General features: G+C 31.0%; 14 protein-coding genes, 1 pseudogene and 1 other annotated feature. Of the genes and pseudogenes, 4 read left to right on the forward strand and 11 right to left on the reverse strand.

From position 1 onward, the window contains the following. Positions 1-145 precede the first annotated feature (145 nt). From CPJCM30710_RS10565 to CPJCM30710_RS10580, 4 genes and pseudogenes are all read right to left on the reverse strand, one after another. A complete protein-coding gene (locus CPJCM30710_RS10565) occupies positions 146-1,057 on the reverse strand; it encodes an AEC family transporter (protein WP_212904139.1) in 912 nt (303 codons plus the stop codon). A 417-nt stretch (positions 1,058-1,474) separates the two neighbouring features. Continuing rightward, positions 1,475-1,768, reverse strand: a pseudogene (locus CPJCM30710_RS10570) (RpiB/LacA/LacB family sugar-phosphate isomerase); the annotation flags it as partial. Then, positions 1,717-2,208 carry an RNA polymerase factor sigma-54 gene (locus CPJCM30710_RS10575; RefSeq protein WP_308442613.1) on the reverse strand — a complete coding sequence of 164 codons (492 nt, stop codon included), beginning with the start codon at positions 2,206-2,208 and terminating at the stop codon, positions 1,717-1,719. The pseudogene CPJCM30710_RS10570 and the gene CPJCM30710_RS10575, both read right to left, overlap by 52 nt. Before the next feature lie 472 nt (positions 2,209-2,680). Beyond that, positions 2,681-3,229 carry an NADH peroxidase gene (locus tag CPJCM30710_RS10580; protein ID WP_212904141.1) on the reverse strand — a complete coding sequence of 183 codons (549 nt, stop codon included), beginning with the start codon at positions 3,227-3,229 and terminating at the stop codon, positions 2,681-2,683. A gap of 374 nt (positions 3,230-3,603) precedes the next feature. Here CPJCM30710_RS10580 and CPJCM30710_RS10585 point away from each other — a divergent pair, with 374 nt between their 5' ends. Next, a complete protein-coding gene (locus CPJCM30710_RS10585) occupies positions 3,604-4,056 on the forward strand; it encodes a CBO0543 family protein (protein ID WP_212904142.1) in 453 nt (150 codons plus the stop codon). 98 nt (positions 4,057-4,154) lie between these two features. On the opposite strand, the gene CPJCM30710_RS10590 is transcribed toward CPJCM30710_RS10585, so the two are convergent. Next, a complete protein-coding gene (locus tag CPJCM30710_RS10590) occupies positions 4,155-5,021 on the reverse strand; it encodes a glycoside hydrolase family 43 protein (RefSeq protein ID WP_212904143.1) in 867 nt (288 codons plus the stop codon). A gap of 201 nt (positions 5,022-5,222) precedes the next feature. Then, positions 5,223-5,454 (forward strand) — a binding site (T-box leader). Between the two features lie 120 nt (positions 5,455-5,574). On the opposite strand from CPJCM30710_RS10590, the gene leuS reads away from it, so the two are divergent. Next, complete coding sequence (leuS, locus tag CPJCM30710_RS10595; RefSeq protein ID WP_212904144.1) at positions 5,575-8,025, forward strand: leucine--tRNA ligase; 2,451 nt, start codon at positions 5,575-5,577, stop codon at positions 8,023-8,025. Positions 8,026-8,132: 107 nt separating this feature from the next. On the opposite strand, the gene glpX is transcribed toward leuS, so the two are convergent. The 3 genes from glpX to CPJCM30710_RS10610 all read right to left on the reverse strand — a co-directional run bounded on the left by glpX (position 8,133) and on the right by CPJCM30710_RS10610 (position 10,621). Then, positions 8,133-9,104: a class II fructose-bisphosphatase gene (gene glpX, locus CPJCM30710_RS10600; protein WP_212904145.1), complete on the reverse strand. Its 972-nt coding sequence runs from the start codon at positions 9,102-9,104 to the stop codon at positions 8,133-8,135. A gap of 335 nt (positions 9,105-9,439) precedes the next feature. Next, positions 9,440-10,171, reverse strand: coding sequence for a polyamine aminopropyltransferase (locus CPJCM30710_RS10605; protein WP_212904146.1), 732 nt, complete (start codon positions 10,169-10,171; stop codon positions 9,440-9,442). An 18-nt stretch (positions 10,172-10,189) separates the two neighbouring features. Then, positions 10,190-10,621, reverse strand: coding sequence for a hypothetical protein (locus CPJCM30710_RS10610; RefSeq protein WP_212904147.1), 432 nt, complete (start codon positions 10,619-10,621; stop codon positions 10,190-10,192). A gap of 194 nt (positions 10,622-10,815) precedes the next feature. Between CPJCM30710_RS10610 and CPJCM30710_RS10615 the strand changes: the two genes are divergently transcribed. Together CPJCM30710_RS10615 and CPJCM30710_RS17845 are read left to right on the forward strand one after the other, a co-directional pair. After that, positions 10,816-11,142 carry a HesB-like protein gene (locus CPJCM30710_RS10615; protein WP_212904148.1) on the forward strand — a complete coding sequence of 109 codons (327 nt, stop codon included), beginning with the start codon at positions 10,816-10,818 and terminating at the stop codon, positions 11,140-11,142. A gap of 455 nt (positions 11,143-11,597) precedes the next feature. Continuing rightward, entirely contained in the window at positions 11,598-11,747 is a 150-nt protein-coding gene (locus CPJCM30710_RS17845) for an iron-sulfur cluster assembly accessory protein (protein WP_246503516.1), read from the forward strand. 477 nt (positions 11,748-12,224) lie between these two features. Here CPJCM30710_RS17845 and CPJCM30710_RS10625 read toward each other — a convergent pair whose 3' ends face one another. From CPJCM30710_RS10625 to CPJCM30710_RS10635, 3 genes are read right to left on the reverse strand one after another with little or no spacing between them, the layout of a single operon-like run. Further along, positions 12,225-13,565: a vWA domain-containing protein gene (locus CPJCM30710_RS10625; RefSeq protein WP_212904150.1), complete on the reverse strand. Its 1,341-nt coding sequence runs from the start codon at positions 13,563-13,565 to the stop codon at positions 12,225-12,227. Between the two features lie 21 nt (positions 13,566-13,586). Beyond that, on the reverse strand, positions 13,587-14,705 hold the full coding sequence (locus CPJCM30710_RS10630) for an AAA family ATPase (protein WP_212904151.1): 1,119 nt from the start codon (positions 14,703-14,705) through the stop codon (positions 13,587-13,589). Positions 14,706-14,749: 44 nt separating this feature from the next. Further along, on the reverse strand, positions 14,750-15,526 hold the full coding sequence (locus CPJCM30710_RS10635) for a hypothetical protein (protein WP_212904152.1): 777 nt from the start codon (positions 15,524-15,526) through the stop codon (positions 14,750-14,752). Positions 15,527-15,890: the final 364 nt, after the last annotated feature.

Here is a 15,890-nt window from a genome sequence, read left to right on the forward strand (position 1 = left end):
TTAAATCCTATACAAACTACCTTTATATTCTTATTAAAAGGAAAAAACTCATTTTACATAGACTTTTTTAATTATAGCTACTCCGTTCAGAAAGGAATCAAAATATATGTAAAAAAATTAAACAAAAAAGAATAAATGTGAATTCTTATAAAAATAGCTTAATTATTAAAGGTATGGTAATCACAGAAAATAATGTAGAAAAAGACACCATAAGGGCAGAGTACTCTTTTTCCTTGTTAAAATTCTCTGCAAAAATTGATATTGTTGCACCTGTTGGCATAGCTTGCATCAAAATAAAAGTTTTCATAACTATAGATCTTTCATTAAACAAAGTTGATACGAAATACAATGTTATAGGTACTACTAAAAGCTTTATAAAAACTCCATAGTAAATGCTTATATCCTTAAATGCCCTTCTAAAATTAGCTGTTGCAAGTAGACTGCCTATAATTAGCATAGAAATAGGAGTTGCCATGCCACCTACCATCCTCATGGTATTTGATAGAACAACAGGTATTTTTATAGGAGACAGCATTACTAAGAAGCCAATGAATACTGATATTATTCCTGGATTTATTAACCCCTTTGTTATCCCCTTTAAATTCCTAGCTTCAGTAAATAGCATTATACCATACGTCCATGCAAAGATATTAAAAAACATGTTAAATATTGCGGCGTAGATGATTCCTTCTTGTCCAAAAACACTCTCTACTAAAGGAAAGCCCATAAAACCACAATTTGAAAATACAATAGCAAACTGTAAAATATTCTTTTTTCTATCTTCTGTTTTTGATAAGAGGATTCTTGCAAATACTGGGGTGACTATAAATATAGCTAATCCATATATAAAAGACTTTATTAAATTGTTGAACATCGAAGAATTAAACGTAATGTTAAAAGAGCAGATAACTAATAAAGGAATACATATATCTAGTAATAAATTAGACAGCCCCTTCGTTAAAGCTTCATTAATTATATTTCTCTTTCTACCATAAAAACCTATTAACATGATTATAAATAATGATATTACTTGATTTATTATTATACTTAAATCCATCAGTTCCCCCCTCCCTTCTATATTCCATTCTATTGCTTCTTCATATTAAAATCAAATCTAACAGTTCAGTTATAAAGTTGTAGTTGTGTATCTATAAAGCTGAGCATACTCAATGTCTGCTCAGCTTTAGTATTATAGGATTATGCTAGTTGGTCTTTTTCAATATTTTCTATTGAATCTTTAAATTGTGGCAAGTACTCCTTATGTGCTACTAACATTTCATTTAATAATGTTTTTGCAATCTTACCACTAGGAACTAATGGATTGATTGTGTTTACAATCTACTAAATTTATTCTAAAAAAGATAAAAGCCCATTTTACATGGGCTTTGTCTGTTAGATATCTTTTAACTTTTTAAGGTATAAACTACATTTAACAATTTTTTATTTATAACGAGTTTTTATAGCTTTATATACTTTACTTATTATATTTCTTTTCAATCTCTTCTACTTGACTTAATCTTGCCTTATGCCTTCCGCCCATAAATTCTGCATTAAGCCATGTATCTACAATCATTAAAGCAAGCCCTTCACCAACAACTCTTTCACCTATACAAATAATATTTGCGTTATTATGTTCCTTTGTAGCTTGAGCCGTAAAGCAGTCACCTACAACTGCCGCCCTTACTCCCGGAACCTTATTCGCAGCGATAGATATTCCTACGCCTGTACCACAACAAAGTATTCCACTTTCACATTCTCCAGATTTAATTCAACTTTAGACTTTAAACTCCCATAAGCTCCTATTAATCCGCTAAAAGCACTATTAATTACAGTATTACTCTGTTCTTTCTCATTCTTATTTAATTCAGTGTTAATATTTTCATTTTCTTGCTGATAAAATAAAATTTGTTCCTGCATGTTCTTAATATATCTAGATACTATATTTCTTGAAATATCAAATCCAATCTCGTTAAGTCTCTTAGTCATCTCTCTTTCTGATATATGTGGTGAACTTTCTAAGACTCTTTTCATTTCGCTTTCTAATATCTCTTTTCTTCTCTCTCTTGAATCACCTATATTTAATGAATCTCTTAACTTAATTACCTCACCTCTCGTTATTCCTAATATTTTAGAAATTTCTTCATCTGTTAGAGGATTTTTTCTATCTTCCTTTTTTATTAACTCTAGTATATCCTTCATGCCACTCATCCTTCCATAGTAAATAGTATAGCAAATCTTATACCAACTACTGGCATATTTTGTTATAAGCTTTATATATGTGCACTATATGAGTTCCTTAAACCTTTAGCATATTTTGTTGTAAAGTTCATATGCATAAATTGTATAAATTGTTAATTAAATGGAATATTTTGTTTTATACTGCAATTCTCTAATACTTTTTTCTATATCTTCATAAAAAGTATTAGAAGGTACATATTTTCCCTGTTAAAGTAGAAAATATTCTACTTTAGAATTCTATCACACTTTGTAAACATTTTCTCATACAAATTACATTTTCCATAAACTTCTAAATAATAGGGTAGGTGTGTACTTTTACTAGTTTTTAGTATCCTTTTCTTTTACTATGATTTCACTTAATGAAATCAAATAAAGCTGAACAGGCTTAGTACCTGTTCAGCTTTATTTATTGAATATTATTTAAATACCTAAATGCACCTAATTATTTATTTTCAAAATATCTTTTCAATAATCCCTTGAATGCCATACCATGTCTTGCTTCATCTTTACACATTTCATGAACTGTGTCATGAATAGCATCTAAGTTAAGTTGTTTAGCTAATGTAGCCAATTCCTTCTTACCTGTACATGCACCATACTCAGCATCAACTCTTAATTGAAGATTCTTCTTAGTATCAGCGTTAACAACTTCTCCTAATAACTCTGCAAACTTAGCTGCATGCTCTGCTTCTTCAAAAGCAATTCTCTTATAAGCTTCAGCAATCTCTGGGTATCCTTCTCTATCAGCTTGTCTGCTCATAGCAAGGTACATACCTACTTCTGTACACTCTCCTGTAAAGTTAGCTCTTAAACCTTCTATAATTCTTGGATCAACACCATTTGCAACTCCTATTTTATGTTCATCAGCCCAGACCATTTCATCTTTTTGTTCAATAAACTTCTCTGCCCCTACACCACATATTGGACATTTTTCTGGAGCTGTTTCTCCTTCATATACATAACCACATACTGAACATACAAATTTTTTCATAATTATATCCTCCTAAAAAATCTATTTATTTTTATTTATTTTTAATTATTTTTAATTATTATTATCTATGTAGTATCTTTATTATATAATAATAATTATTATTTGTAAAGAACTTTTTATATTATTTTTCCAATTGTTTGTATTAAAAGTAAATACCTTTATTCTTTAACGAACTTTAGACAGATTTCATTTTATGAAATGTCAATAAATAGACTCTACATTCAATGCATTTTGCTGAATATATAATTTAGCATATATAAGTCAATATTGAATTAAGAATTAAACTTATATATACCTAGAGACATTATACGTTTAGCAATATACTTTCTATCTTTTGGGCACACTAATAAAAATATGTTCAAAGGAGATGTAATATGATTTTAAATATAACATTAGGTTTTGTAATTCCTTGGATATTTGGAATTATACTCTACTTTAAGGACAAAAAAACACTATTAGTAGTTGCACCTTTTCATGGATTAATTTCTTATACAGTCAATGAATTTGGATATCACTTTAATTTTTGGAGGCTTATACCGGTACATATTCATGATGACTACACGTCTTTATCAACCAATATAGGTTTATATCCGATACTGGGAAGTTACTTAATCTACTACATCCAAAAGAAAAAAAATAATCCTCTTATATATATTTTCATTTTTACGTTTATAACTACAGTGATGGAGTACGTTGGATTTTTAACTGGATTGGTTACCTATGGTAATGGATGGAATGTCGGCTGGACATTTCTATCTTATCTACTACCCTATACTGTAGCCTACTTGTATTATAAAAAATTAAGAAAACTTGGCGTCTTTAGATAGGATACTGTTATAGAAAAGGAGCGCCATGTTTTTCGCTTAAAATCCTCATTGTAAACAAAATTACTTTTAAGTAAAAAACAATGTCGCTCCGTATATATTTACTTTAATACTAGCTTTCCATTACATTCATCTACATTAATAAATACAGGTCTTTCATAAGGTGTGTCATTAGGTGAATGTATTGCCAGCATTAAATTTCCCTCAAATGTTTTAAAAATCATTCCATGACAACCATGTCTGCATAATAAATGCTCTTTATCCTGTTTCCATGGTCCTAATATAGTTCCACTTTCCGAGTATGCAGTACCTATTGCATAACCATCTGTACCTCCACTAGACCAAAGCATCAACAACTGCCCACTTTGTGTCTTATGAATGAATGGTCCATGTATTATATAGCACTTTTTATCCTCTCCAAACGCTTGACTCCAAGCTGCATCTGAAGCTTGGAAAAGTAAATATGGTTCACTAACTGCAGTGCGTAATTCTTTTGATAATTTAATGGCATACATTTTACCATCAGAACTCTGCAGCCATTCATGACAAAAAATAATCCATGGCTCTTCTTCTTCATCAACATATAAAGTACCATCTAAGCATTCCCAATCACTTGGAGTTACCACCCCATCACTGTGTAGTATAAAAGGTCCTTTAGGACTATCAGAAGCAAGTACTTGTATTCCTTTACAAATCTGATCTACCTTTAAGTTAACAAGCATATAATACTTTCCATTATAAAAATGTACCTCTGGTGCACAAAAACTGTGATCTCCCAAAAATTTATCATCATCAGTAACTACATTATAAGGCCCATTCCAATTTTCTAAGTTTTCACTACTATAAGCACCAACTCCTGCTGCTTCTACGCAACAACTGTCCCCTATTGTTCCGTATAAATAATACGTCCCTTCTGTTATAACAGGAAGAACGAAAGGGTTACGAATTTTAATATTGTTATTTCTCATAACTCCTACACCCCTCTTACTATTTAGTTCATATATATGTTTACATAGATAATTAATTCCTTTATATAAATTTTACACAATATTCATTAATTATACTGTAAAAATTTGTAACTAAATATCATAAAATTTTAATTTATATCATTACTAGAAGTTGACTTAACGGGCAAAGATAATATATAATAGCATATAAATGTAATACTATATCAAGCTGTGAATAGGAATATTAGTATTAAAGGTAGCCTTAAGAGAGCTGTGGGTTGGTGTAACACAGTGGTACACAAATACGAACTCGCCTAGGAGCTTATCTGATGAAAATCAGATACGGATTTATCCGTTAGAATAATAAGTGAGGTTAACGGTGCCCCTTAATTTTAGGTGAGGTTCCATTAGCCTAATAAGAGTGGTACCGCGGAAGCATCCTTTCGTCTCTTTACGAGATGAAGGGATTTTTTTATTTTTACATAAAATTACACTAAATTAACATTACGGATAAATGGCTAACCTGTTATTATGCAATTTATATTAATGTTAATTAACATAGAGGAGGAGAAAAATGGGTAATTACAACACTGCCATAGATAGAAAATGGCAAGAAAAATGGGAAGAAACTAATCTTTATAAGTTTGATCCTGAAAAGTTAGATAAAAAACTTTATGTATTAGAAATGTTCTCATATCCATCAGGAAGCCAACTTCATGCAGGTCACTGGTTTAACTACGGACCTGTTGATTCTTGGGCAAGATTTAAAAGGATGAATGGTTATAATGTATTCCAACCAATGGGCTTTGATGCTTTTGGATTACCAGCTGAAAACTATGCAATCAAAACAGGAATACACCCACACGATTCAACTCTTAAAAACATAGAAACTATGGAAAAACAATTAAGAGCTATGGGAGCTATGTTCAACTGGGAAAACGAAGTTATAACTTGTCTTCCTGATTACTACAAGTGGACTCAATGGGTATTCTTAAAACTATACGAAAAAGGTTTAGCATATAGAAAGAAGGCTCCAGTAAACTGGTGTCCATCATGTAACACTGTTTTAGCGAACGAACAAGTTATCGAAGGTGCTTGTGAAAGATGCAGTACTGAAGTTACAAAGAAAGACCTAACTCAATGGTTCTTTAAGATAACAGGCTATGCTGATGAACTTCTTGAAAAACTTGATACTTTAGACTGGCCAGAAAAGACAGTATCTATGCAAAAGCACTGGATAGGTAAATCAACTGGAGCTCAAGTTACCTTCAAGGTTAAGGATTCAGACGTACAATTTGATGTATTTACAACAAGAGTAGATACTTTATATGGAGTAACTTATGTTGTATTAGCTCCTGAAAACCCATTAGTTGATAAATTAACTACTGCTGAAAATAAGAATGCAGTTGAAAGTTATAAGGAAGAAACAAAGAAACAATCAGATATAGAAAGACAGTCTATCACTAGAGAAAAAACTGGTGTATTCACTGGTTCATACGCTATAAACCCAATCAACGGAAGAGAAGTTCCAGTATGGATTGGAGATTACGTTCTTGCAACTTATGGAACAGGTGCAGTAATGGCAGTACCTGCTCATGATGAAAGGGACTTTGCCTTTGCTGAAAAATACAATCTTCCAATAGAAAGAGTAATCAAGGCAAAGAATGATGAAAGCGATGTTTTACCATTTACTGAGTATGGAATAATGGTGAACAGCGGTGAATTTGACGGCATTACAAGTGAAGAAGGAAGAGTTAAAGTTGTAGAAAAACTTGCTTCAATTGGTCTTGGAGAACAAAAGGTTAACTTTAGATTAAGAGATTGGCTAGTATCAAGACAAAGATACTGGGGTGCCCCAATTCCAATGATCTATTGTGAAAAGTGTGGAACTGTTCCAGTACCTGAAAAAGATCTTCCAGTACAGCTTCCATACGATGTAGAATTTGCTCCAGACGGTAAGTCACCACTAGCCAAGAGTGAGGATTTTGTAAATACAACTTGTCCTTGCTGTGGAGCTCCTGCTAAGAGAGAAGTAGATACTCTTGATACATTTGTATGTTCATCTTTCTACTATTTAAGATATCCAGATAATAAGAATACAGAAGCTCCATTTTCACCTGAACTTATAAACAAAATGCTTCCAGTTGACAAGTATGTAGGTGGACCTGAGCACGCATGTATGCATCTACTTTACGCTAGATTCATAACTAAAGCATTAAGAGATATGGGATATTTAAACTTCGATGAACCATTTACATCCTTAACTCACCAAGGCTTAATCCTTGGACCAGATGGACTAAAAATGAGTAAGTCAAAGGGGAACACTATATCTCCAGATGAATACATTTCACAATATGGCTCAGACGTATTTAGAATGTACTTAATGTTCGGTTTTGGATACACTGAAGGTGGAGCTTGGAGTGATGATGCAATTAAGTCTGTAAACAGATTTGCAGAAAGAATTGAAAGAGTTCTAGAAGCTGCTAGAGAAGCTATTACTAAAGGTGAAGATAATAAAACTTCATTAGACAAACAAGAAAAAGAACTTAACTACTGGAGACATAATACAATTAAAGCTGTTACTGATGACACAGAAAAAATGCATTTTAACACTGCCATTGCTAGAATGATGGAATACTTAAATGCGCTTTCAAAGTATGTTCAAGAACCAATAATGAACCATACTTTCCTAAAAGAAGCTGTGGATGATTACTTAAGATTGCTTGCACCATTTGCACCACACTTTTCAGAGGAACAATGGAACCTACTTGGCAACGGCTACTCCATCTTCAATGAAAAATGGCCAGTATTTGATCCAAAGGCTTTAGTTAAAGATGAAGTAGAAATAGCAGTACAAGTAAACGGAAAAATTAAAGCTAAAATAACAATTCCATCAGACTTAAATGATGAAGGAATTCAAAAGGCTGCTCTTGAAGATGAAACAATTAAATCATTAACTGAAGGAAAAAATATAGCTAAGGTTATAGTTATTAAAGGAAGACTTGTAAATATAGTAGTTAAGTAATCTAATTACAGATAAACTTTACAAGTTATAAAATAATCTGTGCAAACCTCATTAAATAGATAATTCTTAAAGATATCTAAATGAGGTCGCACAGATTATTCTTTATATTACTCCATAATTATACTCTTATTTAAATCATGTATAGCTTCTATAAATCTTATTGTTCCAGTTTTAGATCTCATAACTATAGAATGAGAAGTAGCGATATTATCTTTACTAAATGCAACCCCTTCTAAAAATGGACAATCTGTAATGCCTGTAGCAGCAAAATAAACATCTTCATTTTTAACAAGATCATCTATTGTAAAAATCTTTGAAACATCATTTATACCCATGCTAGCACATCTTTTAATTTCTTCATCTGTATGAGGCACTAACTGAGCTTGCATCTCTCCCCCCAGACATTTTATTCCTGCGGCTGCTATAACGCCTTCTGGTGCTCCACCGATTCCCATAAACAAATCTATTCCAGTATTTTCAAATCCACATGCTAGGACTGCTGTCACATCTCCTTCACTGAACACCTTAACTCTAGCCCCTAATTCTCTTGCATCATCTATTATATTTTGATGTCTATCCCTGTCTTGAGTTATAACTGTCAATTCTCTTATATCCTTATTTAAAGCTTTTGCTACATTTATCATATTTTCCTTTGGTGATTTGTTTATGTCTATAGCTCCTTTTGCTTTGGATCCTACTGCAATTTTCTTCATATACATATCTGGTGCATGAAGTAAGCTTCCTTTTGGTCCCATAGCAACTACTGCTATAGCATCAGATAATCCTTTTGCTATTAAAATAGTACCTTCGACAGGATCTACCGCTATATCCATTTCTGGCATATAGTCTTCCCACATACCAACCTTTTGTCCTATATAAAGCATAGGGGCTTCATCTAACTCACCTTCTCCTATAACTACAGTACCCTTAATTGGCATAAACTCAAATGCTTTTCCCATTCCATCAACCGCTGCTTGATCTGCTGCAATTTTATCTCCTCTACCTATTAATCTTGCAGATTTAAGGGCAGCAGCTTCAGTAACTCTAACTAATCCCATAGATACATCTAAATTTAACACACGAACACCTCCAATTTTTCAATTTAAATTAAATTTAAGTTGAAAAATATAAACATTTTTCTGTTCTATTTTATTATTTTTAACGTTAAAACAGCTCACAATTTTGTTATTATACTAGAATGACTTAACAGTTTCAACTATATTTTTTACATACCATACAAATTTTAATGTCAACCACACATTCTTATGATGAACTAGAATATTTATATAAATACAATTTATTTACTTTAAATATAGTCAGTTAATGCATAACTAAAAAGGGGTTATCCTAAAGAAGTATTTCATACTTTTTTGGACAATCCCATTTCTTATCTAATTAAATGTTTCTACCAATTCTATAATACTTTACTAAACTCATCTAATATGCTTTTAGTCTCATCACTATCAATAGGAGAAAAATAATCTATGTACGGAGAATCATTAAATCTCTCAAATAAATCCTTAGCCATCTCCATCCAATTTTCAGGAATGTACACCCAAATTATATCTTCTATGCTGCAGCTTAAAAGAAAATGTTCCATCCCCCAAAATGCATACTCTTTAATCTCATGAAGCTTATTAAAAGCAATATAGTCACTTACAACATCTAGGGAAACTTTATATTGATATATATCAACAAAGAAAAAGTCAAAGTTTTCTCTTTCTGCCTTAAAGGCATCTCCCTCTACTATTGTTAACTTTTTATTAGGGCCAAAATTTCTTTTATATAATTCTATAACTTCAGGATTTATTTCATAAACTATAATCTCATCAACAGAGTCTTTCTTTAAAACTTCCTGAACGAAATATCCTAATCCTAGACCTACTACTCCTACCTTTTTTTCAGCTCTTTTTATAGCCTCAAAACATCCCTGAACTTCATGAGGAGATATTCTCATCCAAAGCTTTTCCCCTTCTCTTAGCTCAGCTACTTGAATTTCTACCTCATCATTTGCTTTATAAAGATATCCATCATGAAATTTCTTTATTACTTTATCTATATAAAAGTTACCTAGTCTTTCTTCTTTAATTTTTAAACAATATTCCTGTACCTTCTCCGTATAATACTGCTTGTCAAATGGTTGCATTTCTATTTCCTCGCTTTACTAATATGGTAATTCGTTATTATCATAATGTGAAAGTTCAAATCTTTCAAGATATTTCTCTTCAAGAGTATTCTTGAGATCTACATAAGAAGCATAGTTAAATTCAGTTATTTCATCCCCAAGCTGATGCAACGCATCTTTTGAAGCAAGTCTTGATGCAAGTTCCTTCCAAAATACCTTTTCATTATAGCTGCCTACAAAATCTTCTTTAAACTCTATTTCCTTTATAGTTGTGGAAGCTATTTGTTCAACTCCCTGCAGCAAATCTCCATCAATCTCAAACTTAAAATCGTTACTAAAAGATAATATATATTTCAAGAAGTTATTATAGTCACTATCTTCTATTATTTTTGATTGCTCTATCATATATGCACCTAAAAGACAAATTTCTACTAAGTACCTATACTGTCTCTTTGTTAAGTTAATCTTCATAATTATCCCACCTAACTCTATACATTACAATTAATTTTACCATAATTTTCAATTGTTTAAAATATAAATTATATACAACGTTTTCTTGTAATATATTAATAAAATAATATAAAATAGTTGCAAAAGCTTATATGTGGGTATATAATTAATAAAAATGAATTTTATTTGAAAATAAATATCAGGTAGGTGGTTTTATGTTAAAGGTTACTATAAGCACTGAAGCTTATAATGAATTCAAAGCATTTTTAGATGAAAATAATATAGATAATTACAGCATTAGAATAAATCTTGCTGGTTATGGCTGTAGCGGTGCTGCATTCAATATTACTGTTGATGAAGCAACAGATAATGATGTAGTTGAAAAGATTAACGACATAACTTTCGTTATGGAAAAATCTCTTATAGATGAATTCGGTGGATTTATAATCCTTTCCACTGAAGAAAATGATGGCAGAGGATTATCTCTTAAACCTGTTATTGCAGCTGAAGGCGGCTGTGGTACTTGTGGAGGATGCCATTAATATCTTTTAACCTATATCCATGTTCATAACTTATTTGAGAATTATTTTCTTTTTTAGAGTAACGTTTATCGTTACTCTTTTTTTATGTCTCTATATACAAATTTTCACATTTTAATAATTATTATTGATAAAAATGATTATTATTAATAAAAATGATTAATAATATTACTATTGCTATCAAACTAAAGCTCAATAGTCACTGAACTTGCTTAGCTTTAGCCAGATTTCACTTTGTGAAATAGTAGCAAATAAATACTTTTTAAGGAGGCTAATTCATGGCTGCTGTAAAAATGAGTGAAGCTGCATATAAAGAATTCAAGCAGTTTTTACAAGACAATAAAGTAGAAACCTATAATATTAGAGTTACTTTAGCAGGTATTGGCTGAGGAGGCCCAGTATTTAATATTGTTCTGGATGAACAAAAAAAGAATGATGTAGTAACTAAGATAAATGAAATGACCTTTTATGTGGACCAACAACTTATAAATGACTATGAAGGATTTGTTATTCTTTCTACAGAAGAGAATAATGGAAAAGGCATGGCACTTAAGCCTTCAATTGACTTGGGCGGTGGTGGATGTTCAACTTGCTCAAGCTGCGATTAATAAAGCTTAGTAGACATCAAGGCTGCTAAAGATACACAACTTCAAACCTTATACAATTCATGAAAAAGCATTGCCTGTGATAGCTATTTTCATAAATAATAAATTTAGTTATGAAGTTGTGTATCTATATGACAGCAAATAAGAAAATTGCCAAAGCGACTGTGGAGTTGTCGATTTTTTTACGCATCTGCCTTTCCGAACACATGTGAGGAAAAACTGACAGTCGAACTATATTTTATTTTTTACTCTTTAGGCGTCATAATTAAACTGGTTGTCCTAAATTACATTTTCAAGTTATCCACAATTCTTGAATTTTATAATTTGCTAAAGAGTAAAAAAGTCCACTACGTGGATTGTGTTATAAATTATCCGCAATTTAATGATTTTATAATTTCCTACAAAGTAAAAAGATAGATGGTTATCTCAGGTTAACCATCTATCTTTTATCTTTTTTGTATTATAAAAAATGCGATTTTATTATCTAGCCCAATCATGGATAACATCTCTCATAGCCTGTAAGCCATAATCATAACCATAGTTTTCTTTTTCTTTTCTAGTTAATCTCTTAATCTCTCCGAATGGATTTTTAAGACTTAAGTTCTCTTGTCCAGTTAAAACCCATAATATTTTTTGATTTATAGGTCTGATTTTAAGCTCCTCTTCTCCAACACCATCAGTAAAATAAATAAGAATATGATTTCTCATGTTATTTTCTCTCATATACTTAAATACTGGTGAAAAAGAAGTGGACCCATTCTTCTGAAGCCTTTTCTTTATATCCATTGGTGACTTTAACTCGTAGACTCTTCTTATCTCATTATCACATTCTACTACTGTTATATTAGCCATATTACTCTTAGAAATTCCTAATATTTCTATCATTATTTTATTTACTTCATCATCACTCATAGAAGCACTTATATCAATAGCTACAACAATTTCAGGAATTATACTTGGCAACTTACCTCTTAAATCCAATCGTTCTGGTTGTCTTCTATCTTTCCTAGTAATAGTTTTTTTATATCCTCTTCTTACAGAAGGTATAAGTTTTTTTAAATATTCATTCCATTGAACCTCTGGCTTTTCGTTAAAAGCAAAAATAATATTCTCTAAATTTTTTGGTGCCTTCCCCTTATAAGCATTTAACGCTGTCTTTTTCTTTATCTCCTTAAGGTTATCTAAACTAAGTTCTCCGCTATTCCATGAATCATGAGCACTTTCCAAAGCTATTTCTTTTATTATAGACAAGTTATTATCCTTTGTAGTAGTATCATTCTTTATAATTTTATTTATAGCCTTTTGTATTTCCTCTGCGTAATATTCCATAGTCATATCTTCTCTTAAATCTAAATTATACTCAACATTTACCGTGTACAATTTTTTACACCAAGCTGGAAGGTTCTTTATAAACTGATTTACTGAAATATCCATAGCAATACTTAAAGCAAGTCTTGAATACTTATTTATCAGTATCCTTTCTCTTTCGTAGTGTCCAAGCATTATATGGTATATTTCATGCTTAAAAAGGGCCTGCATTTCCTTTAACTCACACTGAAGAAAAAGCACTGGATTAAAGAGCATTTGAAAGTTTCCCATTTCTGGCTTAGTTGCAATAGGCCAACTTATATCTAGCTTTATTTCTCTTTTAACTTGTACCATAAATTGACCAAAAAAGTTATCTTCTTTTTCTAGCATTATTATTATAATGTATTCTAAAAGCTCCCAGAATTCCCGCTTAAACTTTTCCGTAACCTGTGAAGGACTTTCCCATTGAACTGCTTCCCTTAAAAGTTCTCTTCTTCTACCATCAAAGTTCATTCTAAACCTCACTTCTTATCCCTAGGCATATATATCAAAGAAAGCATTCAAGAAGTTTTCACAGTCCAGCATTTCCTCATAAATGCTCTTTGAGTAATCACTTTTGATCTCTTTCATGATACCAAGCCTTAAGTCCTTTGGATAAACTGTTAAAAGCTCAGAGAATACCCTAATTTTCTTAGTCCTATCTTCACTAACCTCAAGATATGCTAAGCAATTTTTTGAAATAATATATAATCTTGAATGACTTTCCTTCTTAAGCTTTTCTTTTATATCAAAAGAAAGTATGTCATCTTTAAAGATATCTACTGCCTTAAGTAAAGGCTCCCTTATATTCTTAATAAAACTTATAAAATCCTGTGAAATATTTACTCCCACATTTCCTTTTACTACATTATAAAATATATTAAATGGAATACTATCTTTGCTATTTAAATAAACATTATAAGCTTTTGAAATTCTCTCCCAGCTTCTTGGTGTTGCTTTTATAGTCTCTTGAGAGCTTGGGGTATGAAGATATTCTGGAAAAGTTGATATAAACTCTACAATGTGTTCATGAATATTCCCCTTGGTCATAGACCATTTAACCCATTCCTTTACATCTGAATCCATATCAATCCAAACAAATCTATCTTCTTGAGCAGGATCCATGTCAACTACTTGGTAATCACTATTTTGGAATCCATCATACTTATTTGAAGGATTCATAGCAGCTACCACATAAACCCTTTGTGAAAGAATATAACCATTTATTTCTCTATTAAGAATTAGATTCATAAGCTCCTGCTGAACTGCATGCTCGCATCTATTAAGCTCATCAATAAAAAGAAGTATATTATTTTCTCTACCCATTAAAGCTTCATCTATTTCTATAAGTTTAGAGTGAGTAGCATATACTGTAGCCTTTCTTTTAATGATCCTTTCTCCCTCAAGTACTTCCCTCTCCTCGACAGTTGGAAGTCCTCCTATTTCTCCTTCTTTTAATAAGTTAGCATCTATTGTAACTAAATAATATCCGTTTTTTTCACTCAGTTCCTTAATTAATGAAGTTTTACCGATACCACTTTCTCCTATTATAAGAGGAACTTCTCCAGAAAGCAGCACTAACTCTACTGTTTTTAATACATCACTAAAATTCACCTTACTCTTCACTTCCTTCTTGTGTGTACACAAATCATTTGTATTTATATAGAAAGCTTATAATCCACCAAGAATTTCTTAGCCTTCTTACTTCCGTATTCTTTTATAAAAGCAATCTTATTCATATCTAAAATTTCAAGTTCGAGGTAATTTTTTATATATTTCTCGTCAATCTCTTCCTGTGAAACTTTGTCCATCAAAACTTCAACTACCATATCAATTTCAATACTTTCATAAACATATTTCACTACATTTATATTATCACCTATAAAAAGTTTAATTTCTTCAAAATCAAAGTTTGATAAATAATTAATGGCCTCTTCATTTTGTCTTACTGCTGCTCTTTTAGCTTCAATAGTTGGATTTTCAATAAATCTTATAGCTCCCCAATAACTTTCTATTGCTCTAAGCTGAACTTGTTCTGATGGATTCTTTATATACTTAATAGCATCATAATCTTTTGATACTGCTAAAAACTGAAGTTCCTCTGAAGGATTTTCTACAAATTGAATTGCCCATCCTTTTGTTTTTACTGCTTCTTCAATCACTCTAGAAGTTTTTTTCTGCACAAGCTTTAGGGAATTCCATATACTCTTAACAGCCATTACTGCAATATCTTCTGCAGGATTTTCTATATATTCAATTGTTAATGGATTACTCTTAATGGCTTCATACTGAACTTCATAGCATGGATTCTGTATATATTGAATAGCAAAACCATTTTTTCTTACTGCTGCCAATTGAATCTCTAAACTTGGATCTTGTAAATGTCTTATATATAAAGGATTATCTAACACCATCTTGTACTCTTTGTTATTCATACTTAAAACCTCACAATTTAATTAATATTTATAACATTTTATATCATTTAATAATAACTATCAATATTTATATAATATAATATTGAGTTCACATTAAAATATTTACTCTTATCTTAATAACGTCATCATGGAAAATTATCCTTTTCAAACACCTATAGCATATAAAATGTATATCTATATTATTATATATTTACTTCTTACTACTACATTGTCATAAATAATAGTAGATAGAAAATAATTACTCCCATAACTAATTACAACTAAAAACAGCTTGAATTAAGTAAAATAAAGTGAATAGGCATAGAACCCTTTCACTGTTGTCAGATTTCACTAAGTAAAATGACAACAAATAATAACTTAATAA

The organism is Clostridium polyendosporum, from assembly GCF_018332455.1.
GTDB classification, from domain to species: domain Bacteria; phylum Bacillota; class Clostridia; order Clostridiales; family Clostridiaceae; genus Clostridium_AY; species Clostridium_AY polyendosporum.

Coding starts and splice junctions, on each gene's coding strand:
- CPJCM30710_RS10565 (WP_212904139.1), bottom strand. CDS start 1,057: ATGGATTTAAGTATAATAATAAATCAAGTAATATCATTATTTATAATC.
- CPJCM30710_RS10575 (WP_308442613.1), bottom strand. CDS start 2,208: ATGAGTGGCATGAAGGATATACTAGAGTTAATAAAAAAGGAAGATAGA.
- CPJCM30710_RS10580 (WP_212904141.1), bottom strand. CDS start 3,229: ATGAAAAAATTTGTATGTTCAGTATGTGGTTATGTATATGAAGGAGAA.
- CPJCM30710_RS10585 (WP_212904142.1), top strand. CDS start 3,604: ATGATTTTAAATATAACATTAGGTTTTGTAATTCCTTGGATATTTGGA.
- CPJCM30710_RS10590 (WP_212904143.1), bottom strand. CDS start 5,021: ATGAGAAATAACAATATTAAAATTCGTAACCCTTTCGTTCTTCCTGTT.
- leuS (WP_212904144.1), top strand. CDS start 5,575: ATGGGTAATTACAACACTGCCATAGATAGAAAATGGCAAGAAAAATGG.
- CPJCM30710_RS10605 (WP_212904146.1), bottom strand. CDS start 10,171: ATGCAACCATTTGACAAGCAGTATTATACGGAGAAGGTACAGGAATAT.
- CPJCM30710_RS10610 (WP_212904147.1), bottom strand. CDS start 10,621: ATGAAGATTAACTTAACAAAGAGACAGTATAGGTACTTAGTAGAAATT.
- CPJCM30710_RS10615 (WP_212904148.1), top strand. CDS start 10,816: ATGTTAAAGGTTACTATAAGCACTGAAGCTTATAATGAATTCAAAGCA.
- CPJCM30710_RS17845 (WP_246503516.1), top strand. CDS start 11,598: ATGACCTTTTATGTGGACCAACAACTTATAAATGACTATGAAGGATTT.
- CPJCM30710_RS10625 (WP_212904150.1), bottom strand. CDS start 13,565: ATGAACTTTGATGGTAGAAGAAGAGAACTTTTAAGGGAAGCAGTTCAA.
- CPJCM30710_RS10635 (WP_212904152.1), bottom strand. CDS start 15,526: ATGAATAACAAAGAGTACAAGATGGTGTTAGATAATCCTTTATATATA.